Annotated in this window: 22 protein-coding genes; 10 read left to right on the top strand and 12 right to left on the bottom strand. The window is 56.7% G+C overall.

Annotated elements, in window-relative coordinates; translation table 11 throughout:
• Positions 1-82: 82 nt before the first annotated feature.
• Genes iaaA through gsiD form a run of 5 tightly spaced genes read left to right on the top strand, consistent with a single transcriptional unit; the run spans position 83 to position 6305 of the window.
• Complete coding sequence (gene iaaA, locus IM290_RS08885) at positions 83-1021, top strand: beta-aspartyl-peptidase (RefSeq protein ID WP_017384893.1); 939 nt, start codon at positions 83-85, stop codon at positions 1019-1021.
• Positions 1022-1032: 11 nt separating this feature from the next.
• Complete coding sequence (gene gsiA / locus IM290_RS08880; RefSeq protein WP_193041664.1) at positions 1033-2904, top strand: glutathione ABC transporter ATP-binding protein GsiA; 1872 nt, start codon at positions 1033-1035, stop codon at positions 2902-2904.
• A gap of 23 nt (positions 2905-2927) precedes the next feature.
• Complete coding sequence (gsiB, locus tag IM290_RS08875) at positions 2928-4466, top strand: glutathione ABC transporter substrate-binding protein GsiB (RefSeq protein ID WP_032671257.1); 1539 nt, start codon at positions 2928-2930, stop codon at positions 4464-4466.
• A 5-nt stretch (positions 4467-4471) separates the two neighbouring features.
• The gene (gene gsiC / locus IM290_RS08870) at positions 4472-5392 is read left to right on the top strand and encodes a glutathione ABC transporter permease GsiC (RefSeq protein WP_006809475.1); all 921 of its coding nucleotides are present in this window, start codon (positions 4472-4474) and stop codon (positions 5390-5392) included.
• Between the two features lies 1 nt (position 5393).
• Entirely contained in the window at positions 5394-6305 is a 912-nt protein-coding gene (gene gsiD, locus IM290_RS08865) for a glutathione ABC transporter permease GsiD (RefSeq protein WP_015571027.1), read from the top strand.
• A 63-nt stretch (positions 6306-6368) separates the two neighbouring features.
• Here the strand turns inward: gsiD and rimO are convergent, their stop codons facing one another.
• Positions 6369-7694, bottom strand: coding sequence for a 30S ribosomal protein S12 methylthiotransferase RimO (gene rimO, locus IM290_RS08860; RefSeq protein WP_017693743.1), 1326 nt, complete (start codon positions 7692-7694; stop codon positions 6369-6371).
• Between the two features lie 217 nt (positions 7695-7911).
• On the opposite strand from rimO, the gene bssR reads away from it, so the two are divergent.
• Positions 7912-8295 (top strand): biofilm formation regulator BssR, encoded by a 384-nt coding sequence (bssR, locus tag IM290_RS08855; RefSeq protein WP_003858412.1) that lies wholly within the window; start codon positions 7912-7914, stop codon positions 8293-8295.
• Positions 8296-8401: 106 nt separating this feature from the next.
• Positions 8402-9520 carry a PQQ-dependent sugar dehydrogenase gene (locus tag IM290_RS08850; protein ID WP_193041663.1) on the top strand — a complete coding sequence of 373 codons (1119 nt, stop codon included), beginning with the start codon at positions 8402-8404 and terminating at the stop codon, positions 9518-9520.
• Here the strand turns inward: IM290_RS08850 and IM290_RS08845 are convergent, their stop codons facing one another.
• The gene (locus tag IM290_RS08845; RefSeq protein ID WP_193041661.1) at positions 9521-10147 is read right to left on the bottom strand and encodes a glutathione S-transferase family protein; all 627 of its coding nucleotides are present in this window, start codon (positions 10145-10147) and stop codon (positions 9521-9523) included.
• A 243-nt stretch (positions 10148-10390) separates the two neighbouring features.
• On the opposite strand from IM290_RS08845, the gene dacC reads away from it, so the two are divergent.
• Positions 10391-11596, top strand: coding sequence for a serine-type D-Ala-D-Ala carboxypeptidase (dacC, locus tag IM290_RS08840; RefSeq protein WP_023296184.1), 1206 nt, complete (start codon positions 10391-10393; stop codon positions 11594-11596).
• Positions 11597-11682: 86 nt separating this feature from the next.
• Here the strand turns inward: dacC and deoR are convergent, their stop codons facing one another.
• From deoR to IM290_RS08825, 3 genes are all read right to left on the bottom strand, one after another.
• On the bottom strand, positions 11683-12441 hold the full coding sequence (gene deoR, locus IM290_RS08835; protein ID WP_017384886.1) for a DNA-binding transcriptional repressor DeoR: 759 nt from the start codon (positions 12439-12441) through the stop codon (positions 11683-11685).
• A gap of 67 nt (positions 12442-12508) precedes the next feature.
• Positions 12509-13117, bottom strand: a complete 609-nt coding sequence (gene ybjG / locus IM290_RS08830; RefSeq protein ID WP_015571025.1) for an undecaprenyl-diphosphate phosphatase — start codon at positions 13115-13117, stop codon at positions 12509-12511.
• A 7-nt stretch (positions 13118-13124) separates the two neighbouring features.
• Positions 13125-13853 (bottom strand): phosphatase PAP2 family protein, encoded by a 729-nt coding sequence (locus tag IM290_RS08825; RefSeq protein ID WP_193041659.1) that lies wholly within the window; start codon positions 13851-13853, stop codon positions 13125-13127.
• Between the two features lie 167 nt (positions 13854-14020).
• Here IM290_RS08825 and IM290_RS08820 point away from each other — a divergent pair, with 167 nt between their 5' ends.
• Positions 14021-15253: an MFS transporter gene (locus tag IM290_RS08820; RefSeq protein WP_193041657.1), complete on the top strand. Its 1233-nt coding sequence runs from the start codon at positions 14021-14023 to the stop codon at positions 15251-15253.
• A gap of 90 nt (positions 15254-15343) precedes the next feature.
• Here the strand turns inward: IM290_RS08820 and IM290_RS08815 are convergent, their stop codons facing one another.
• Positions 15344-16156, bottom strand: coding sequence for a Cof-type HAD-IIB family hydrolase (locus tag IM290_RS08815; protein ID WP_193041656.1), 813 nt, complete (start codon positions 16154-16156; stop codon positions 15344-15346).
• Positions 16146-17360 (bottom strand): MFS transporter, encoded by a 1215-nt coding sequence (locus tag IM290_RS08810; protein ID WP_193041654.1) that lies wholly within the window; start codon positions 17358-17360, stop codon positions 16146-16148. Before IM290_RS08810 ends, IM290_RS08815 begins: the two co-directional genes overlap by 11 nt.
• Positions 17361-17442: 82 nt before the next feature.
• On the opposite strand from IM290_RS08810, the gene IM290_RS08805 reads away from it, so the two are divergent.
• The gene (locus tag IM290_RS08805) at positions 17443-17994 is read left to right on the top strand and encodes a TetR/AcrR family transcriptional regulator (protein ID WP_193041652.1); all 552 of its coding nucleotides are present in this window, start codon (positions 17443-17445) and stop codon (positions 17992-17994) included.
• A 21-nt stretch (positions 17995-18015) separates the two neighbouring features.
• Here the strand turns inward: IM290_RS08805 and arsC are convergent, their stop codons facing one another.
• From arsC to IM290_RS08780, 5 genes are all read right to left on the bottom strand, one after another.
• Positions 18016-18447 carry a glutaredoxin-dependent arsenate reductase gene (arsC, locus tag IM290_RS08800; RefSeq protein ID WP_015571020.1) on the bottom strand — a complete coding sequence of 144 codons (432 nt, stop codon included), beginning with the start codon at positions 18445-18447 and terminating at the stop codon, positions 18016-18018.
• A 12-nt stretch (positions 18448-18459) separates the two neighbouring features.
• Positions 18460-19749: an arsenic transporter gene (locus tag IM290_RS08795; protein ID WP_045348010.1), complete on the bottom strand. Its 1290-nt coding sequence runs from the start codon at positions 19747-19749 to the stop codon at positions 18460-18462.
• 40 nt (positions 19750-19789) lie between these two features.
• Complete coding sequence (locus tag IM290_RS08790) at positions 19790-20110, bottom strand: metalloregulator ArsR/SmtB family transcription factor (RefSeq protein WP_193041651.1); 321 nt, start codon at positions 20108-20110, stop codon at positions 19790-19792.
• A gap of 109 nt (positions 20111-20219) precedes the next feature.
• A complete protein-coding gene (locus IM290_RS08785; RefSeq protein WP_017384881.1) occupies positions 20220-20711 on the bottom strand; it encodes a type VI secretion system tube protein TssD in 492 nt (163 codons plus the stop codon).
• Positions 20712-20965: 254 nt separating this feature from the next.
• Entirely contained in the window at positions 20966-21487 is a 522-nt protein-coding gene (locus IM290_RS08780) for a DUF2778 domain-containing protein (RefSeq protein WP_023303364.1), read from the bottom strand.
• Positions 21488-21830: the final 343 nt, after the last annotated feature.

Below are 21830 nucleotides of genomic sequence, written 5' to 3'. Positions count from 1 at the left end.
TATTCAAAAATCATCTGAAGATTCGTCGACGATAATGATATTTATAGAAAAAGCAGCCAGCCAGGCTAATGGGTGATGCGAAATGAGTAAAGCGGTTATCGCAATTCATGGCGGTGCCGGGGCAATCACCCGTGCACAGCTCAGTCCCGAGCAGGAGAAGCGTTATATTGATGCGCTGAACGCCATTGTGGAAACAGGCCAGCGGATGCTGGAAGCGGGCGACAGCGCGCTGGACGTGGTGACCGAAGCAGTACGTCTGCTGGAGGAGTGCCCGCTGTTTAATGCCGGTATTGGCTCGGTCTTTACGCGCGATGAAACGCACGAGCTGGATGCCTGCGTGATGGACGGCGTCACCCTGAAGGCGGGCGCGGTAGCGGGCGTCAGCCGTCTGCGTAATCCGGTGCTGGCCGCGCGTTTGGTGATGGAACAAAGCCCGCATGTGCTGCTGGCCGGGGCGGGGGCGGAAAAATTTGCCGTTGAGCACGGGATGGACACGGTCTCGCCCGATCTTTTTTCCACCGAGGAGCGTTACCGGCAACTGCTGGACGCCCGTACAGCGGGGATGACGCAGCTGGACCATGCCGCGCCGCTCGATGAACGCAGCAAAATGGGCACGGTAGGCGCGGTGGCGCTGGATAAAGCCGGTAATCTCGCCGCCGCGACGTCGACAGGCGGTATGACCAACAAACTTCCCGGTCGCGTCGGCGACAGCCCGCTGCCGGGGGCCGGGTGTTACGCCAATAACGCCACCGCGGCGGTGTCATGCACCGGCACCGGCGAAGTGTTTATCCGCGCGCTGGCGGCCTACGACATTACCGCGCTAATGGATTACGGCGGATTAAGCCTGAGTGAGGCCTGCGAGCGGGTAGTGATGGAGAAACTGCCGGCGCTGGGCGGGATTGGCGGCTTAATTGCGGTGGATCGGGAGGGCAACGTGGCTCTGCCGTTCAACAGTGAAGGGATGTACCGGGCGTGGGGGTATGCCGGCGATGCGCCCAGCACAGGCATTTATCGTGAATAAGGGGGCATTGCGTGCCGCACCGTGAAGAGCTGGACAACTGCGAAGTGCTGGCTGTCCACCAACTGAATATTGCGTTTCAGGAAGAGCGGCAGTTCATCCCCGCAGTACAGAATTTATCGTTTTCGCTCAGGCGCGGCGAGACGCTGGCGATTGTTGGCGAATCAGGTTCCGGTAAATCCGTTACCGCGCTGGCGCTGATGCGTCTGCTTGAGCAGACGGGCGGGCAGGTCACCAGCGAGCGGATGCTGTTGCGCCGTCGCAACCGTCAGGTTATCGATCTCAACGAGCTGAGTGCGTCCCAGATGCAGGGGGTGCGCGGGGCAGATATTGCGATGATTTTTCAGGAGCCGATGACCTCCCTGAACCCGGTTTTTCCGGTGGGCGAGCAGATTGCCGAATCTATCCGCCTGCATCAGGGACTGAGCGGTGATGAGGCGCTCAACGAAGCAAAACGGATGCTGGAGCTGGTGCGTATCCCTGAGGCGCACGCGATTTTGTCCCGCTATCCGCATCAGCTTTCCGGCGGCATGCGCCAGCGGGTGATGATTGCGATGGCGCTGTCGTGCCGTCCGGCGGTGCTCATTGCCGACGAACCCACCACGGCGCTGGATGTCACCATTCAGGCCCAGATCCTGCAACTGATTAAGGTATTGCAGCAGGAGATGGAGATGGGGGTGATTTTCATCACCCACGATATGGGGGTGGTGGCGGATATTGCCGATCGGGTGCTGGTTATGCATCAGGGCAATGCCGTGGAAACCGGCACGGTGGAGCAGGTCTTTCATGCGCCGGTGCATCCTTATACCAAAGCGCTGCTGGCGGCGGTCCCGCGTCTGGGGGCCATGAATGGCAGTGATTTTCCGCGCCGTTTTCCGCTGTTCTCACAGACCGAACAGGGCCAGCAGGAAGACGAAACCGAGCAGGATACGGTGGTTCCCGGCAGGCCAATCCTCGAAGTGCGTGACCTGGTGACCCGTTTCCCGCTGCGTAGCGGGATCCTCAATCGCGTGAAGCGCGAAGTGCATGCGGTTGAAAACGTCAGTTTTGATCTCTGGCCGGGCGAAACGCTGGCGCTGGTGGGGGAGTCCGGCTGCGGTAAATCCACCACCGGGCGGGCGCTGCTCAGGCTGGTGGCGTCGCAGGAGGGGAGCATCACCTTCAACGGTGAGCGCATCGACGCGCTCCCTAACAGTAAATTGCAGGCGGTGCGCCGGGATATTCAGTTTATATTCCAGGATCCTTATGCGTCGCTCGATCCGCGCCATACGGTGGGGTACTCGATTATGGAGCCGCTGCGGGTGCATAACCTGCTCGACGGTGAAGCCGCGCAGCGCCGCGTCGCATGGCTGCTGGAGCGCGTGGGCCTGAAGCCGGAGCATGCCTGGCGTTATCCGCACGAATTTTCTGGCGGTCAGCGTCAGCGTATCTGCATTGCGAGGGCATTGGCCCTCAATCCGAAAGTGGTGATTGCGGATGAGTCCGTGTCAGCGCTGGATGTCTCTATCCGCGCGCAAATCATCAATCTCCTGCTCGATTTACAGCGGGATTTGGGCATTGCGTTTCTGTTTATCTCCCACGATATGGCGGTGGTGGAGCGGATCAGCCATCGCGTGGCGGTGATGTACATGGGGCAAATTGTTGAAATCGGCCCCCGTCGGGCGGTGTTTGAAAACCCGCAGCACCCGTACACCCGCAAGCTGATGGCTGCCGTACCGGTTGCCGATCCTGAGCATCGTCACGCCCAGCGCGTGCTGTTGCAGGACGAAATGCCGAGCAATATTCGTAAACGGGGCGAAACCCTGGAGCGCGTGGCGCTGCGTGAGGTGGGACCCGGTCATTTTGTCGCACCACCGCGTCAGGGCAATGCATTCTCGCGGTTATAACTTACAACAGGCAGGAGAACACAATGGTTCCTTTTGTTGCTCGTAAATGGCTGCTGGCCGCGAGCGTGGCGGCTGCGCTGGCCGCCGCCCCCGCGTTCGCGGCGAAAGATGTGGTGGTGGCTGTGGGGTCTAACTTCACGACCCTGGATCCGTATGATGCCAACGACACTCTTTCTCAGGCGGTGGCAAAATCCTTCTACCAGGGGCTGTTCGGCCTGGACCGCGAAATGAAGCTGAAAAACGTGCTGGCGGAAGGCTATACCGTGTCGGACGACGGGCTGGTCTATACCGTTAAGCTCCGTACCGGCGTGAAGTTCCAGGATGGCACCGACTTCAACGCCGAGGCGGTTAAGGTCAACCTGGATCGTGCCAGCAATCCGGAAAACGGTCTTAAACGCTACAACCTGTATAAAAATATCGCCCAAACCGAGGTGGTTGATCCGGCGACGGTGAAGATCACCCTCAAAGAGCCGTTCTCGGCGTTTATCAATATCCTGGCGCATCCCGCGACGGCGATGATTTCGCCCGCCGCCCTGAAAAAATACGGCAAAGAGATTGGCTTCCACCCGGTGGGGACCGGACCGTACGAACTGCTCACCTGGAACCAGACCGATTTTGTGAAGGTGAAAAAATTCGCCGGATACTGGCAGCAGGGGCTGCCGAAACTGGATACCATCACCTGGCGGCCGGTAGTGGACAACAACACCCGCGCCGCAATGCTGCAAACCGGCGAAGCGCAGTTTGCCTTCCCGATCCCGTACGAACAGGCGGCGCTGCTGGCGAAAAACAGCAAGCTGGAACTGGTGGCCAGCCCGTCGATTATGCAGCGCTACATCAGCATGAACGTCACGCAGAAACCGTTTGATAACCCGAAGGTGCGTGAAGCCATCAACTACGCCATTAACCGCCAGGCGCTGGTGAAGGTGGCCTTTGCCGGCTATGCCACCCCGGCGACGGGCGTGATGCCGCCAACCATTGAGTACGCGCAAAGCTATCAGCCGTGGCCTTACGATCCGGCGAAAGCGCGGGAACTGCTGAAAGAGGCGGGCTATCCGAACGGCTTTAGCACTACGCTGTGGTCGTCGCATAACCACAGTACCGCGCAGAAGGTGCTGCAATTTACCCAGCAGCAGCTGGCGCAGGTGGGCATTAAAGCCAGGGTTACGGCGATGGATGCCGGACAGCGAGCGGCGGAAGTGGAAGGCAAAGGACAGAAAGAGAGCGGAGTGCGGATGTTCTACACCGGCTGGACGGCTTCAACCGGAGAAGCGGACTGGTCCCTGTCGCCGCTGTTTGCTTCCCAGAACTGGCCGCCAACGCTGTTCAATACCGCGTTCTACAGTAATCCGCAGGTGGATAAAGATCTGGCCGATGCCCTAAAAACCACCAAACCGGAAGAGAAAGCACGCCTGTACAAAGAGGCGCAGGACATTATCTGGAAAGAGTCGCCGTGGGTGCCGCTGGTGGTGGAAAAACTGGTCTCAGCCCACAACAAAGCGCTGACCGGTTTTTACATCATGCCGGATACGGGCTTTAGCTTTGATGACGCGGATTTGAAATAAAACTCATGCTGAATTATGTGTGTAAACGCCTGCTGGGGCTTATCCCGACGCTGCTGATTGTGGCCGTGCTGGTGTTTTTGTTTGTCCATATGCTGCCCGGCGATCCGGCGCGTTTGATTGCCGGACCGGAAGCGGATGCGACGGTTATTGAACTGGTGCGTAAACAGCTCGGTCTTGACCAACCGCTGTACAGGCAATTTCTGCGTTACATTGGCAATGTCCTTCAGGGCGATTTCGGCATCTCAATGGTGTCGCGTCGTCCGGTGTCGGAGGAGATTGCCAGCCGCTTTATGCCTACCTTCTGGTTAACGATTGCCAGTATGAGCTGGGCGGTTGTCTTTGGCCTGGGGGCGGGGATTGTCGCCGCCGTCTGGCGCAACCGCTGGCCGGATAAGCTCGGTATGGCGCTGGCGGTCACCGGCATCTCTTTCCCGGCGTTTGCGCTGGGCATGCTGCTGATGCAGATTTTCTCCGTCGAGCTGGGCTGGTTGCCGACCGTCGGGGCCGACACCTGGAAGCACTACATTCTGCCCTCTATGACGCTAGGCGCGGCCGTTGCGGCGGTTATGGCCCGGTTTACCCGCGCCTCGTTTGTCGACGTGCTGAGCGAAGATTACATTCGCACCGCGCGGGCAAAAGGGGTGAGTGAGAAATGGGTCATTCTGAAGCATGGTTTTCGTAATGCGATGATCCCGGTGGTCACGATGATGGGGCTACAGTTCGGCTTCCTGCTGGGGGGCTCTATCGTGGTTGAGAAGGTCTTTAACTGGCCGGGGCTGGGGCGCCTGCTGGTCGACTCGGTCGATATGCGTGACTATCCGGTTATTCAGGCTGAAGTCCTGCTTTTCTCGCTGGAGTTTATTCTTATCAACTTAGTGGTGGATGTGCTTTACGCCGCCATTAACCCGGCCATCAGGTATAAGTAAGATGCGATTACTGAACTGGCGTCGCCAGGCCATTTTAAACGCTATGCCGGGGATCAGGCCGGACCATATTCGCACCCCGTGGGTTGAGTTCTGGCGTCGATTCCGTCGTCAGCCCGTCGCTATGGTCGCCGGGTTGTTTGTGTTACTGCTGATCCTGGTGGCGATTATCGCCCCCTGGATAGCCCCGTTTGATGCGGAAAACTACTTCGACTACGACCGGCTGAACGATGGTCCGTCGATGATGCACTGGTTTGGCGTGGACTCGCTCGGGCGCGATATATTCAGCCGCGTGCTGGTAGGGGCGCAGATCTCACTGGCGGCCGGGGTCTTCGCGGTGCTGATGGGCGCAGCAATTGGCACCGTGCTGGGGCTGGTGGCCGGGTACTACGAAGGCTGGTGGGACCGCATCATCATGCGTATCTGCGACGTGCTGTTTGCCTTTCCCGGTATTCTGCTGGCGATTGCCGTGGTGGCGGTGATGGGCAGCGGCATGGCGAACGTCATTATCGCCGTGGCGGTATTCTCGATTCCCGCTTTCGCGCGTCTGGTACGTGGCAACACGCTGGTGCTGAAGCAGCAGACCTTTATCGAGTCGGCGCGCAGCATGGGAGCCAGCGATGCCACCATCCTGTTCAGCCATATTCTGCCGGGAACGGTCTCGTCTATCGTGGTCTATTTCACCATGCGCATAGGCGTGTCGATTATCTCGGCGGCCAGCCTGTCGTTTCTGGGGTTAGGGGCACAGCCGCCGACGCCGGAGTGGGGCGCGATGCTGAACGAGGCGCGGGCGGATATGGTGATTGCGCCACACGTGGCGATCTTCCCGAGCCTGGCGATTTTCCTGACCGTGCTGGCGTTTAACCTGCTGGGGGATGGGCTGCGCGACGCGCTGGATCCGCGGATAAAAGGGTAGTGCTGTGGAATGTGCCGGGTGGCGGCTACGCCTTACCCGGCCTACAAAAGGGAAGCAGGGTGTTTAAACCCGGCTACCCCACAGGTCATACTCATCCGCGTTTTCAACCTTCACGCGAATAATATCACCCGGCTTAACCTGTGTTTCGCCGTTCAGGTACACCGCGCCATCGATTTCCGGTGCATCCGCCATGCTGCGGCCAATCGCGCCTTCTTCGTCCACTTCGTCGATAATCACCAGAATTTCGCGGCCCACTTTCTCCTGCAAGCGTTCAGCAGAGATCTGCTGTTGTAGCTGCATAAAGCGGTTCCAGCGCTCCTCTTTTACCTCTTCCGGTACCTGGTCCGCCAGCTCGTTGGCCGTTGCGCCTTCAACCGGGCTGTACTTGAAGCAGCCGACGCGATCCAGACGCGCCTCTTTCAGGAAGTCGAGCAGCATCTGGAAATCTTCTTCGGTTTCACCCGGGAAGCCGACAATAAAGGTGGAGCGCAGGGTGAGATCCGGGCAGATCTCACGCCACTGCTTGATGCGCGCCAGCTGGCGATCCACGGAGCCAGGACGTTTCATCAGCTTCAGAATGCGCGGGCTGGCGTGTTGTAGCGGGATATCAAGATACGGCAGGATTTTGCCTTCCGCCATCAGCGGGATCACATCGTCAACGTGCGGGTAAGGATAGACGTAGTGCAGGCGCGTCCAGATCCCGAGCTTAGCCAGCTGCTCGCACAGGCCGACCATGCTGGTTTTCACCGGCTCGCCGTTGTGGAAACCGGAGCGGTGTTTGACGTCCACACCGTAGGCGGAGGTGTCCTGGGAGATGACCAGCAGCTCCTTCACGCCCGCGTCGGCCAGGCGTTTGGCTTCTGCCAGCACCTCGCCAATCGGACGGCTCACCAGATCGCCACGCATCGACGGGATGATGCAGAAGGTACAGCGGTGGTTGCAGCCTTCGGAAATTTTCAGGTAGGCGTAGTGGCGCGGCGTCAGCTTCACGCCCTGTTCCGGCACCAGGCTCAGGAACGGGTTGTGCTTTGGTTTGGGGACGTAGTGATGAACATGTTCCAGCACCTGCTCGTAGCTGTGCGGGCCGGTGATCTCCAGCACTTTCGGGTGCACTTCGCGGATCTGATCCACCTTCGCGCCCAGGCAGCCGGTGACAATCACTTTGCCGTTTTCCGTCAGGGCTTCACCAATGGCTTCCAGTGACTCCTGGACCGCGCTGTCGATGAACCCGCAGGTGTTGACGATCACCATGTCGGCGTTGTCGTAGCTTGGCACCACGTCATAGCCTTCAGTGCGAAGTTCAGTCAGGATGCGTTCGGAGTCCACCAGGTTCTTCGGGCAGCCGAGGGAGACAAAGCCGATTTTCGGCGGGTGCGTAACATTGCTCATAGGTTAAAAATTCATCAATTATGGAGTTATCAGGGCGGGATTTTACAGCGTATCGCGGGGGATTTATACACTCTTGATGGCGCAGTTGAGGCGGGCAATCGTTGTAACATTGTAAAGAATGTTAATCAGTTATCGTTTATTGATCTCAGGCATTACATTGTACAAAAAATGACCTTATCCTTAATAAGGTAACATGGCTGACAGGGGAGGAAATAGCATGTCCGTTGACAGACTGAAACGCGATCTGCTTAACAAGCTGATCAACGCCCGAATCGACCTGGCCGCATATCTGCAACTCCGCAAGGCGAAAGGGTATATGTCAGTCAGCGAAAGCGAAAATCTGCGTGATAACTTCTTTGAACTTTGCAATTTCATGCGTGAAAAAGCACCCATCCTGAAAGCGCACTACGCTGAAAGCGAATTAGTGGCGCTGCGCCGCGCCGCCGAGGTGCTCTCCATCGCCGGGGTCTGTTTGATGAACGGACGTCACGACTGCCCGAATTTTATTGCCGTTAACGCGGAGAAGCTTGAAAACTGCCTGACCACGCTCGCGCTTTGCATCATGTGTCTGAACAAGCCGGAAACGCTTGCCCGGCACTGAACCCGGGGGAGGCAACTCCCCCTTCTGATTAAGCTTTTGTAAAAGTGGTAACGCACCCGGGAACAGTGGCTAATCTTTAAGCCATATGTCGATAAAGGAGCGCGTTATGCCTCGATCCTCGCTGATTTCCCTTCCAGTCTTGTTATTCCCGCTTTCACTGCTTGCAGCACCTGAGACGGTTAAGGTCGACGTGCTACAGACAAAACTGGATCACCCCTGGTCGCTGGCGTTTCTGCCAGATAACAAGGGGCTGCTCATCACGCTCAAAGACGGGCAGCTTAAGCACTGGCAGGCAGGAAAAGGGCTCTCCGATCCGATTGTCGGCGTGCCGAAAGTGTGGGCGAGCGGCCAGGGCGGACTGCTGGACGTCGCGCTGGCCCCGGATTTTGCACAGTCACGGCGGGTCTGGCTCAGCTTCGCCGAGGCAGGTAATGATGGCAAAGCGGGTACCGCGGTGGGCTACGGGCGGTTGAGCGATGACCTGTCGCGCATTGAGGGCTTCCAGGTGGTGTTCCGACAGATGCCGAAGCTCTCTACCGGCAACCACTTTGGCGGACGGCTGGTGTTCGACGGCAAAGGCCATCTCTTTATTGGCCTGGGTGAAAACAACCAGCGCCCGACGGCGCAGGATCTGGACAAGCTTCAGGGCAAGGTGGTGCGCCTGACGGAGGACGGAAAAGTGCCGCCGGATAATCCGTTTGTGAACACCGCCGGCGCACGCCCTGAAATCTGGTCCTATGGCATTCGCAATCCGCAGGGGATGGCGATGAACCCGTGGAGCGACACGCTGTGGCTCAACGAACACGGACCACGCGGTGGGGATGAGATTAACATTCCTGAGAAGGGCAAAAACTACGGCTGGCCCCTGGCGACGCACGGGATCAATTACAGCGGCCTGAAAATCCCGGAAGCGAAAGGCGAGCACGTTGAGGGCACCGAAAAGCCGCTGTTTGTCTGGAAAGTATCGCCCGCCGTCAGCGGCATGGCGTTCTACAACAGCGACGTCTTCCCGCAGTGGAAAAACAAGCTGTTTATCGGCGCGCTGAAGGAGAAAGACGTGATCGTGCTGAGCGTGAAGGGCAATAGCGTGACGGAGGACGGACGCATTCTGGGCGATAAAGATCAGCGTATTCGCGATGTGCGCGTCGGGCCGGATGGCTATCTATACGTGCTGACTGACGAGACGGACGGGCAACTGCTGAAAGTCAGCCCGTCCGGGTCGTAATCAGGTCACCGGGATCATCACCACGTTGCGATACGCCGGGCGCTCGCTAAGCTGCTGGATCCAGCGCTCCAGGTGAGGGCGCGGGGTCCAGCTAAGACCCATGTTAGTGAGGTTCCAGACGAAGGGGGCGACGGCGATATCGCCCACGCCGAAGGTGTCGCCGGAGAACCAGGCGTGCTTCGCCAGTTCGTCGTCCATCATCGCGAACAGGGATTCGCAGGCGTCCTGGGCGGCATGAATGGCGGGATAATCACGTTCGGCTTCCGGCGTGCGGACAAGCCCCATCAGGATCACCCGGTGCGTGGGGGAAAGCGTCTGGTTTGCCCAGTCCATCCATTTTTCGCCCTGCGCGCGCCGGGCCGGATTTTCCACCCACAGGCGACCCTGGCCGTACTGCGCGGCGAGATAACGCACGATGGTGTTGGACTCCCACAGCGTGGCGTCTGTCTCGTCATCGCGCAGCAACGGCACCAGTCCGTTTGGGTTCATCGCCAGATAGTCGGCGTCTTTATTCACCCCGAACGCCATGCCTGCCATGATTTGATTGAACGGTAAATCCAGCTCCTCCAGCGTCCAAAGCACTTTCTTCACGTTGGTCGAATTGTTCCTGCCCCACAGCGTAATCATATTTACTCCCGATGAGATGTGAATCCGAGTCAGCTTTTCGCCATGGTGAGATAAACCTAACAATTACGCAACAGATGCTAAAAAAAACGCCGCAATCAAAGCGTATCTGAATGTTATTGCATAAACTTTAAAAACTTTACCTGGAACAGGTTTCTTTGAACGCTGTAGTGCGCTATTACTCATCGCTTCTTGCGACACGGTGATTGTGACGTGATTTTTAGAATGGACACTCGGGTGGCATTTATGACGCAAAAAACTTCTTCTCTGCGCAGCCTGGCGGCAGGCTCGGCGCTGCTTTTCCTTTTTGCCCCAACGCTCCATGCGGCGGAACAGACGGCGCCCGAAGCGCCGCCTGTCGATGCGCGCGCCTGGATCCTGATGGATTACGCCAGCGGGAAAGTGCTGGCGGAAGGTAACGCTGACGAAAAACTCGACCCGGCGAGCCTGACGAAAATTATGACCAGCTATGTGGTCGGCCAGGCGTTGAAAGCGGGCAAGATCAAGCTGGATGACATGGTCACCGTCGGCAAAGATGCCTGGGCGACCGGTAACCCGGCGCTGCGCGGCTCGTCCGTCATGTTCCTGAAGCCCGGCGATCAGGTCTCCGTTTCCGATCTGAATAAAGGGGTCATTATTCAGTCGGGAAATGATGCCTGTATTGCGCTGGCCGATTACGTCGCAGGCAGTCAGGACTCATTTATTGGGTTGATGAATGGCTACGCGCAAAAACTGGGCCTGACCAACACCACCTTTAAAACCGTTCACGGCCTGGATGCGCCCGGTCAGTTCAGTACCGCGCGCGATATGGCGCTGCTGGGCAAAGCGCTGATCCATGACGTGCCGGATGAGTACGCCATCCATAAAGAGAAAGAGTTTACCTTCAACAATATTCGCCAGCCTAACCGTAACCGTCTGCTCTGGAGCAGTAACGTTAACGTGGACGGCATGAAAACGGGGACGACCGCCGGGGCCGGATACAACCTGGTGGCTTCTGCGACGCAGGGCGACATGCGCCTGATCTCGGTGGTGCTGGGGACGAAAACCGACCGCATTCGTTTTAATGAATCCGAAAAACTGCTGACCTGGGGTTTCCGCTTCTTTGAAACCGTCACGCCGATTAAGCCGGACGCCACCTTCGTCAGCCAGCGCGTCTGGTTTGGGGATAAAAGCGAAGTGAACCTGGGGGCAGGTGAAGCGGGGTCCGTCACCATTCCACGCGGTCAGCTGAAAAACCTGAAAGCCAGCTATACCCTGACCGAGCCACAGCTGACCGCGCCGTTGAAAAAAGGCCAGGTGGTCGGGACGATAGATTTCCAGCTTAACGGCAAATCCATTGAGCAGCGTCCGCTGGTGGTGATGGAAGCGGTGGAAGAGGGCGGCTTCTTCAGCCGGATGTGGGACTTTGTATTAATGAAGTTCCACGGCTGGTTTGGCAGCTGGTTTAGCTAGGTTTTTGCCGGGTGGCGCTGCGCTTACCCGGCCTTCGTTTGAGCCGTTGTAGGCCGGGTAAGGCGAAGCCGCCACCCGGCACAACCTCAATACATCAACTTCACCTGCTGCGCCTTTGCATACGACACCAGCTCGTCATCCGGGCGGCAATCACTGACGATGGCGTCAAAGCGCGACAGTTCCCCCATCCTTGCCGGACGAACCTTGCCAAATTTACTGTGATCAACCACCAGCACATGCTGCTGTGCGGCGTTGAGCGCCCACTGTTTCACCGGTAACTCTTCAAGATTAAAACAGGTTGCCCCCTGTTTCACATTCACACCCGCCGCAGAGTAAAAGGCGATATCCGGACATACATTGCTCAGCGTGTCCTGAATATTCAGCGGTTTGAAGATGGCGTTGCTGGCATGAAACTCGCCGCCGCACAAAATCACCCGGCACGCCGGTTTCTCCTGCAAGGCCAGGAAGGTGTTTAGCGAATAACAGACGGCGGTAAAGGGAACGGTGCTGTCGATGGCCTCGATGATCCACGGGGTTGTCGTACCGCAGTCAAAAAACAGCGTTTGATGCGGCTGCACCAGCGAGGCGGCGAGCCGCGCGGCTTTGCGCTTCTCTTCCACCAGGCGTGTTTTTTGATCGCTTAACAGATAATGGCTGGCGCTACGCGGCTCCAGAACAATATACCCGCCAAGCAGCACAACGGGGGCGCTGTCGCTGTTCAGATCGCGACGAATGGTCATTTCAGACACGCCAAGCAGGGTAGCGGCTTCCTTAAGATGCAGCTTATCGCTGCGCTTCAGCGCCTGAAGTAGCTGAGCAATGCGGTCATCGCGACGTGTTTCCATAGATCCTCGGGCTAAAAAAGTGAGCCCCCGCAGGGCGGGGGCTCAAGTGTAACCTGACGGACCGGGGTTAGTCACGTATCCAGCCTTTGCGGATCGGAAGGGCAAACAGAACGCGATAGGCCTGTGATAATCCACGATAAAGCGCCGGACCAAAGAGGCTCCACAGGATGGCTGCGCTGACGCAGCCCATCAGCCCCACCAGGAAACCGCCGACCATATCCAGCGGCCAGTGCACGCCCAGGTAGACGCGGGACCAGGCGATGGCGACCGCCACCCCCATCAGCACCATGCCAGACCACAGGCGATGCCAGAACAGGAAGGCCAGCGCAAAGGTGAAGATCACCGTGCCGTGATCGCTCGGGAACGAGTCATCCGGCGCATGGTGCAGGAAGTTGTAGCCGACGCGATCGACAAACGGACGATCGTGCGGAAAGGCGTGGCCCAGCACGTAGCTTGCCAGCACGCTCACGCCGATCGCCATCGCCATTTTGATCACCAGATGGCGCTGGGCGGTGACCTGTGTACGAGGTCCCCATAACCAGAGGATCACCGCCAGCGCCGGTACAATGCTGATCACATCTTTCGCAATGAAGGTGGCGAGATCGATCATCCATTCCGGTGATGCTGGCGTGGCGTTGAGCAGGTAAAACAGTTCGTAGTTCAGATTTTCTAACATAATCTCGTTACTCTTTAGCAAACCAGGTGGAAACCAGCCCGTAAACCAGCACCTGGGAAAACCAGACCCACCACCCGGCCCACAGGTTGTGAGAGAAAAAATGCGCGCCGCGCATGACCTGGCCGAATCCCATCAGCGGCCCCATAACAACGCCTAACGCGACAAAGGACCATGCCAGGCGCGGACGTTCACGCCAGAAGGCAAAAAACAACCCCATCACCATAAACCCGCTTGAGGCGTGGCCGCCGGGAAAGCAGCGTCCCGGTCCGCTGTCTGCCGGAACGGCGCTGAACAGGGGATACGAGACGGCTTTGCCGCCATACTCCACCAGATCCCACGGACAGCTGTGGTGGCTTATGCTTTTCAGCACCCCAACTACCAGCGCCCCCAGCCCCATCAGAAGCGCGGCCGTCACCAGCCGGGCATTGCGTTTGTAAGCGCCGTAAATCAGCGATGCGGCAGCCAGCGCAATGGCCACATATTTCGCCAGCCGATGGTTCAGCAGATCCAGCAGCGGGTTTTGCTGTAGCGGGAAATGGTGCGTCGCCGCGTCATACCAGAAGCCGGTTATCCATCGGTCAAGCGATTCATCGCGCGAAAGCAAGGTAAAAAGCAGCGCAAGGACGATCAGCCCGAAAAGCTGATAACCATAAAAGCGGGCAGGCAAACGGTAAAGGCTTTTTGTCTTATTTGTCGGTAACTTAGATAATTCTGAAGGGCTGACGGCGTGTGTCATAGTTTCGGTCAATAACGTGAAATAGCACTATCATAGGGAGGGCAACTTAAGGAAACCTTAAACAACAACGATAAGTGCCTTATTTCTGTGTTTTCACGTGATTATGCTATCTCAGACAGCGGCAATTCATTACACTCATCGCGATTTTTTCATACTAAAGAGATTGCATGATAAACCGTTCTTCTTCCGGTAATCGTCTGGGTCGTCAGGCGTTACTTTTTCCTCTGTGTCTGGTGCTTTACGAATTCTCTACCTACATCGGCAACGACATGATCCAGCCAGGCATGCTGGCTGTGGTTGAGCAGTACAACGCAGATATTGAGTGGGTACCTACATCCATGACCGCCTATCTGGCGGGCGGCATGTTTTTACAGTGGCTTTTAGGGCCGCTGTCGGATCGTATTGGCCGCCGCCCGGTGATGCTGACGGGCGTGGTGTGGTTTATCGTCACCTGTCTCGCCACGCTGCTGGCGCAGAACATTGAGCAATTCACGCTGCTGCGTTTCCTTCAGGGCGTGAGCCTGTGCTTTATTGGCGCCGTGGGCTACGCCGCTATTCAGGAGTCGTTTGAGGAGGCGGTATGTATCAAAATAACCGCGCTGATGGCGAACGTGGCGCTGATTGCGCCGCTTCTGGGGCCGCTGGTGGGAGCCGCATGGGTCCACGTTGCGCCGTGGGAAGGGATGTTCGTCCTCTTTGCCGCGCTTGCGGCCATCTCTTTCTTTGGGCTGCACCGTGCGATGCCGGAGACCGCCACCCGCCTGGGCGAAAAGCTCTCGCTTAAAGAGCTGGGGCGTGACTATAAGGCGGTGCTGAAAAACGGCCGTTTTGTCGCGGGCGCGCTGGCGACGGGCTTTGTCAGCCTGCCGCTGCTGGCGTGGATTGCCCAGTCGCCGGTCATTATCATCAGCGGCGAACAGCTTAGCAGCTATGAGTATGGCCTGTTACAGGTGCCGATTTTTGGCGCGCTGATTATCGGTAACCTGGTGCTGGCGCGTCTGACGTCGCGACGTACCGTGCGTTCGCTGATTATTATGGGTGGCTGGCCCATAGCGGCAGGGCTGATTATCGCGGCGGTGGCGACCGTAGTCTCGTCCCATGCGTACCTGTGGATGACGGCGGGGCTGAGCGTTTACGCGTTTGGTATCGGCGTGGCGAATGCCGGTCTGGTACGCCTGACGCTGTTCGCCAGTGAAATGAGTAAAGGCACGGTGTCTGCCGCGATGGGGATGCTGCAAATGCTGATTTTCACCGTCGGTATTGAGGTGAGCAAGCATGCCTATGCTTTCGGCGGTAACGGACTGTTCAGCCTGTTTAACCTCGCCAACGGCGTGCTGTGGATTGCCCTGATGGTGGTATTCCTGAAAGACAAACGCGTCGGAAACGCCCTGCAACCGTAATTCTTATTCCCTCTCCCCCGTGGGCGAGCTCGGGACAGTCCCCTCTCCCTGTGGGAGAGGGTTAGGGTGAGGGCACCAGAGCGCACGGAATCAATTAAACGGCGCCTCCCCGTCCAGCACCCTATCAATTACGTCCAGCACCCCTTCGTCATTATTGTTCGGCGCTTCATAGCGGGCCACCGCCTTAATGTGCGGTCTGGCATTGGCCATCGCGAAGCCAGACCCAGCCTGGCGCAACATCTCCACGTCGTTACCGCTGTCGCCAAAGGCCACCACTTCACTGTCCTCAATGCCCCAGCGCGCTTGCAGGATCCGCAGGCCGTTAGCTTTGTGTACGCCGGGGATAATCAGGTCGATACTGCCGTGTCCCGTGGTCACCGGCACCATGATGTCGCCAAGCTTCTCATGCAGCAGCGCCTGAATGCGCGGAATTTCGTCGTCAGAGACGTTTAGCCCGAATTTGAAGAAAATATCGTTGAGGTTGTCAAAGCTGCTGACGCTTTCAAGGCGGTGATAGTATTTCGCAGCAATCTCTTTGAAGAGGTCGTTATACGTTTTCAGCGTGTAGGCGCTGTTTTTTCCGCAGGCAATTATCTCTATGCCGGGCACGTCGTTTAACAGGGTGGCGACGGTCAGAAAATGCTCTTTCGACAGTTCGCCGTTAAACACGTCTTCGCCCGCATCCACCACCCAGCCGCCGTTTTCGGCAACGAAGGCAATTTCATGGGCGATCTCCGGGAAAAATGAGATCAGCTGGTAGTACTGGTTTCCGCTGGCGACCACAAAACGGATGCCTTGCGCTTTCATGCGCGTGTACTGCGCCAGAAAACGCGCGCGGTTATAGGTTTTCGCATCGCTCAGGAAGGAGCCATCCATGTCGACTGCAATCAGTTTAACGCTCATATCCCTTCTCCATTGACGTTGTTTCTGCTTCCGGTTTTGCCACCGCTCGCGCCACCAGGGCGGCAATAATGACTAACCCTAATACCACCAGCATCGCGCTGCGTAACCCGTAGTGCTCACCGAGGAATCCAAGCAGCGGCGGGCCCACCAGGAAAGCGAGGTAGCCCGTGGTCGCCACGACGCTCACGCGCGTCGGCGCGTCGGGGCCGGTATCGCTGGCAGCGGAAATGGTCAGCGGGAAGCCAAGGGAGGCGCCCAGTCCCCACAGGATCACCGACACGCCGGCAATCCAGTCCACATCCACAAAGATAATCATCGCGATGCCCAGCCCACCCAGCAGGGCGCTGGCACGGACGACAGCCACGCGGCTGTAACGGTCGATAAACCAGCCCCCGGTAAAGCGTCCGACGGTCATGCCGAGCGTAAACCCGGCGTAAATCAGCGAGCCGGAGGTGGGGCTAAATCCGTGCCCGTCCACCATCAGCAACGGTAGCCAGTCGTTGGCGGAGCCTTCAGCAAACGCCATCGCCAGTACCACCACACCAATCAGCATCAGCTGGAAATCGCGATAGAAGGGCAACCCTTTTGCCGCAGACTTCTGTTCGTCCGAGGCATTTTGTCCTGTGCCAGCGGGAATAGCCCTGATGCCGGTGAGGATCGGGATAATACAGACCAGCGCCGCGAGTAAAATGTGCACATTGGCCGCAATGCCCAGCGCCGTCAGCGCCATCCCTATGCCCGCGCCCGCCAGCGTGCCGAGGCTGTAAAAGCCATGCATCATCGGCAGCACCGTTTTGTTCATCGCCTGTTCGACGGCGGCCCCCTCGACGTTAATGGCCACTTCCGCCGCACCAAAGCTGCCGCCAAATACCATCAGCCCAAGGGCAAACATCAGCGGCGAGGCGAAGCACAGCGCCACGCTCAGACCGAGCATTCCCACCACGGCGCAGCACATGGTGGTGCGGATCACCGCGCGCGTGCCAAAGCGTTTCACCAGCCAGGCCGAGCAGAGAATGCCGCTCATCGAGCCAATCGACAGGCCAAACAGCACGATCCCCATCTCCGCAGTCGAAACGGATAGCGTATCGCGGATTGCCGGGGTGCGCGTTGCCCAGGAAGCCATCAGCAGCCCGGGGATGAAGAAGAACATAAATAGCGCCCACATGCGCAGATGCAGGGCTTTGCGAGGAGAAGTTAGCGTCATTGGGATCAGCACCAGAAGTACAACAATAGCGACAACACTAGCAACTTTGTGTACATTTGTACATAAACCGGATGAGGATTTTATGAGCAGACCACCGAACGACCCTAACCGCCGCGAGAAGATACTCCAGGCGACGCTGGACACCATTGCTGAGCACGGTATTCATGCCGTCACGCACCGCAAAATTGCCACCTGCGCAGGCGTGCCGCTGGGGTCGATGACCTACTATTTCGACGGGATGGAGTCGCTTCTGGAGGAGGCATTCACGTGGTTTACGCAGCAGATGTCTCAGCAGTACCGGGATTTCTTCGCGGGGGTTACCGGGCGGGAGAGGGCGTGCGAGGCGATTACCACGCTGATCCACAGTTCAGCCGTGACCACGCCACACAATATGGCGCTGATGTATCAGCTGTACGCGTTTATGCACCGCAGCGCCGCGCTGAAAACGGTGATGCAGGACTGGATGAAGATGAGCCAGACTACGCTGGAGCAGTGGTTTGAGCCGGCCACCGCCCGCGCGCTGGATGCGTTTATCGAGGGGATGACGCTGCATTTTGTGACCGATCGGTCGCCGTTAACCCGGGAGGAGATCCGGGTGATGGTGGGGCGGATTGCAGGCGAGGATACCGTCTGATAGCACTCGCCCCGGCTACGCTTACTGTCGGGAGATTTTTTTCCCGCTGGCGTCAACGACGACTTCGCCATCTTCCTTCGTAAATGCCCCTTTTTGCGCGTCCGGAAGGATGTCGAGAACGACTTCAGAAGGACGGCACAGACGGGTGCCCAGCGGCGTCACCACAATCGGACGGTTAATCAGGATGGGGTATTGCAGCATGAAATCGATAAGCTGGTCATCGGTGAAATTTCCCCCGGCAAGGCCCAGTTGCTCATAAGGCTCGACGTTTTTGCGCAGCAGATCGCACACGGAAATCCCCATGTCTGCAATCAGCCTGGTCAGTTGATCGCGTGACGGCGGGTTTTCCAGATAGAGGACAATCTCTGGTTCCGTACCGCTGTTGCGGATCATCTCCAGCGTATTGCGCGACGTGCCGCAGGCGGGGTTGTGATAAATGGTGATGTAGCTCATATCAGTGACTCATTATGGTGTGAAGGAGAGACGTAGCGCGAGTGCGGCGAGCGTCACAAAGAGAACCGGCAGGGTCATTATGATGCCCGTCCTGAAGTAGTAGCCCCAGGTAACAGTCATGTTTTTCTGTGCCAGCACATGGAGCCAGAGCAGGGTAGCCAGACTTCCTATGGGGGTAATTTTCGGCCCCAAATCGCAGCCAATCACGTTAGCGTAAATCATTGCCTCTTTAACCAACCCTGTTGCAGCACTACCCTCAATGGAGAGCGCGCCAATCAGCACCGTTGGCATATTGTTCATTATGGATGACAGGAAGGCGGTGATAAATCCGGTTCCCAGCGTGGTGACCCAGAGTCCGTATCCGGCTAAGTGATCAAGAACGCCTGAAAGAGACTCCGTCAGCCCGGCGTTGCGCAGGCCATACACCACCAGATACATCCCCAGCGAGAAGATAACAATTTGCCACGGCGCGCCGCGCAGCACTTTTCCAGTGTTAATGGCGTGCCCGCGTTTAGCAACGGCAAACAAAATCAGCGCGCCAGTTGTTGCGATAGCGCTGACCGGGATACCCAGAGGTTCAAGCACAAAGAAACCGACAAGCAGTAGCAGCAGCACAATCCAGCCCGTTCTGAACGTTGGCAGGTCGTGAATGGCCCGTGCGGGCTCGCGGAGTTTTGCCTGGTCATATTCGGGGGGAATTTCTTTTCGGAAGAACAGATGCAGCATCACCAGCGTTGCGGCAATCGCAGCGATATCAACCGGGATCATCACCGAGGCGTATTCGCTGAAGCCCAGCTTAAAGAAGTCCGCCGACACAATGTTGACCAGGTTGGAGACAATCAGCGGCAGGCTGGCGGTATCGGCGATAAATCCCGCCGCCATCACGAACGCCAGCGTAGCCTGCTTGCTGAACCCCAGCGCCAGCAGCATAGCGATGACGATAGGGGTGAGGATCAGCGCCGCGCCGTCATTGGCAAACAGCGCCGCCACGGCTGCGCCCAGCAGCACGATCCAGGTAAACAGCAATCGCCCGCGACCGTTTCCCCAGCGGGCAACGTGCAGCGCGGCCCACTCGAAAAAGCCGGACTCATCCAGCAGCAGGCTGATAATGATGACGGCGATGAACGTTGCCGTCGCATTCCAGACGATATTCCATACCACAGGGATATCGTTGATGTGGATCACGCCGCTCATCAGCGCCAGCACGGCGCCAATGGTGGCGCTCCACCCGATGCTGAGCCCTTTGGGCTGCCAGATAACCAGTACCAGCGTAAACAGAAAAATAGCCCCTGCCAGAAACATCTTTTACTCCGTTATATCTGTTATTGGGAATGTGTTTTGGTCAGCACGAGCCCGGAAGTCGGTTTTTCAGCTTCATACGCGTCTCTTCCCGCAGGCAGTTCCAGCTGGTGTCGATAACGGTTGCCGCCCATGCAGGCATGTTGGGAGAGAGACGGTAATGGACCCACTTACCCTCGCGACGGTCGATGGCCAGCCCGGCCTCGCGCAGTAAGGCCATGTGGCGGGAGACTTTCGGCTGCGGCTCGTTGGTAGCGGAGCAGAGATCGCAGACGCACAGCTCGCCCGCTTCACGCAGAAGCATGACGATGGAGAGGCGCGTTTCGTCGGAGAGGGTTTTGAAGAGCTGAACGGGGTGAAGCATCTGGCGATCCTGCGTGGTTTTTATCATATACATTAAATCATATATGTTTGTGGCGGGTGAGGGAAGGGCAATAAGGGCAAATAAATGCCCTTAAAGAAGTACTTTTATTTTACGCCGTAGTGCGTTCGTTCCAGGCGTCACTGTGCTGGATGTTCCCATCAACAATGCGCCAGGTGATCTTCTCATACTGCAAGCTGACGCTTTCGACGTGGTTAATTTTATCGTTGGCCGCGATTTTCACATTAGGTACGCTACAGTTAACCCCAGTCACCTTCACGTTCTCCATGAAGACTGTGTAATAGCACACTTCCTGACCGGCATCGTTAATATGATAGAACTTAATTTCTGCGCTTTTTAGCGCCTGGCCAGTGGCGGCAGCTTTATAAAGATATGGGGTAGAACTATCCACCTCCTTTTCGATCCTCATAGAAGAGTGCTGTCGTGTACCGGTAATCGCTCCATTTGCGCTGTTAACCGGAAGATTGATACCGTGACTTAAACCGATTATCTCAATGCTTCCTTCGCGGTCCTGAACATCTACTGAGCCTTTGATATCTGCGCCGCCGTCGTCTTTGAGCCACATATAGGGAGGGATTGGCATATTATTTGTTCCTTATTTTATTGAATAACTTCATTGTTAAGAGATAGAAAACCGTTGTGAGAGTAAACAGGATTAAAATATCGGCGTTTATATATGTTTCGTACATTGTTTCCGCATTCACATCACCATAGATGAAGCCGCAAATAGCAGTTGCAACATTATGATTAATATAATCTGTTGAAGGACCCAGCGTGCGTCCTAGCGGAAAGCTAATTAACACAAACCAGACGGCCTTAAGCAGTCTTGATCCCCATTTACGGGCAAGTGTAGCTATATCCACCGTCAACAACCTCAATACAGCCGCGAGCCATAAGTGAACGCATACATGGAACCTGAATAAGCTCTGTGTTCATAAGAGCGTTACGGATTAATGCATAATCGGAGTTATGAGCGATTGTTATACACCCTTCTGACACTGTACCGGGATGGAGTCTGAACAGCCCGCGATAGACGTGATCAACCCATGTTCCATCGTCGATTCCCCAATCATCCTTATATAAAGCAAACCACTCATCACGGCCAAATTCCGCACCGGATCTTATTTTGTTCCATTGGTCCTGAACATGAGCTTTTAATGAGGATAAGAAACCTCCTGAGCCTCGATCAACAATCCAATATTTACCTGGGGGAATTGGGCCTGCACCTTGTATTGCGCCACAAGTTCCTTGATTACGGTAAGTTCCCTGACCGGAATGCGCCATAAAGATGCCAACCCCATATAAATTAAATGGGGCGTAGTCAGCACCATTTAGCGTCATTGTTCCATTTATAGCCATACATACCAACCCTTCTTGTCACCGTTGGATGTTATCTTCGGCATGGTCGTCATCTTTAATCCAAATACTGCTGCTGAAAAGTCCATCTCTGTTAATTCCATCATTTACATTTATTCGCCGTAGCATATGCCCGCAGATGAGATGAAAATTCAAACCTGATCATGTTAAACCCAAGGAATCTGTTTTTAGGAAATTGACCAGGTAAATTTTAACCAAGTAATAGAAATGACTTATGAAAGTTCCCACACTGCCAGGACGATTTTATTAGCCATTAGCAATAACGGCTGAAATGAAACTGATGTTCTTGCGCATCCTTTCAGAAACATTTGATGTGCGACAGTTA

This window comes from Enterobacter cloacae complex sp. S1, from assembly GCF_014930525.1.
Taxonomy (GTDB): domain Bacteria; phylum Pseudomonadota; class Gammaproteobacteria; order Enterobacterales; family Enterobacteriaceae; genus Enterobacter; species Enterobacter hormaechei_C.
Note: the sequence above shows the minus strand (reverse complement) of the source record. Positions and strands in the feature narration are given on the sequence as shown.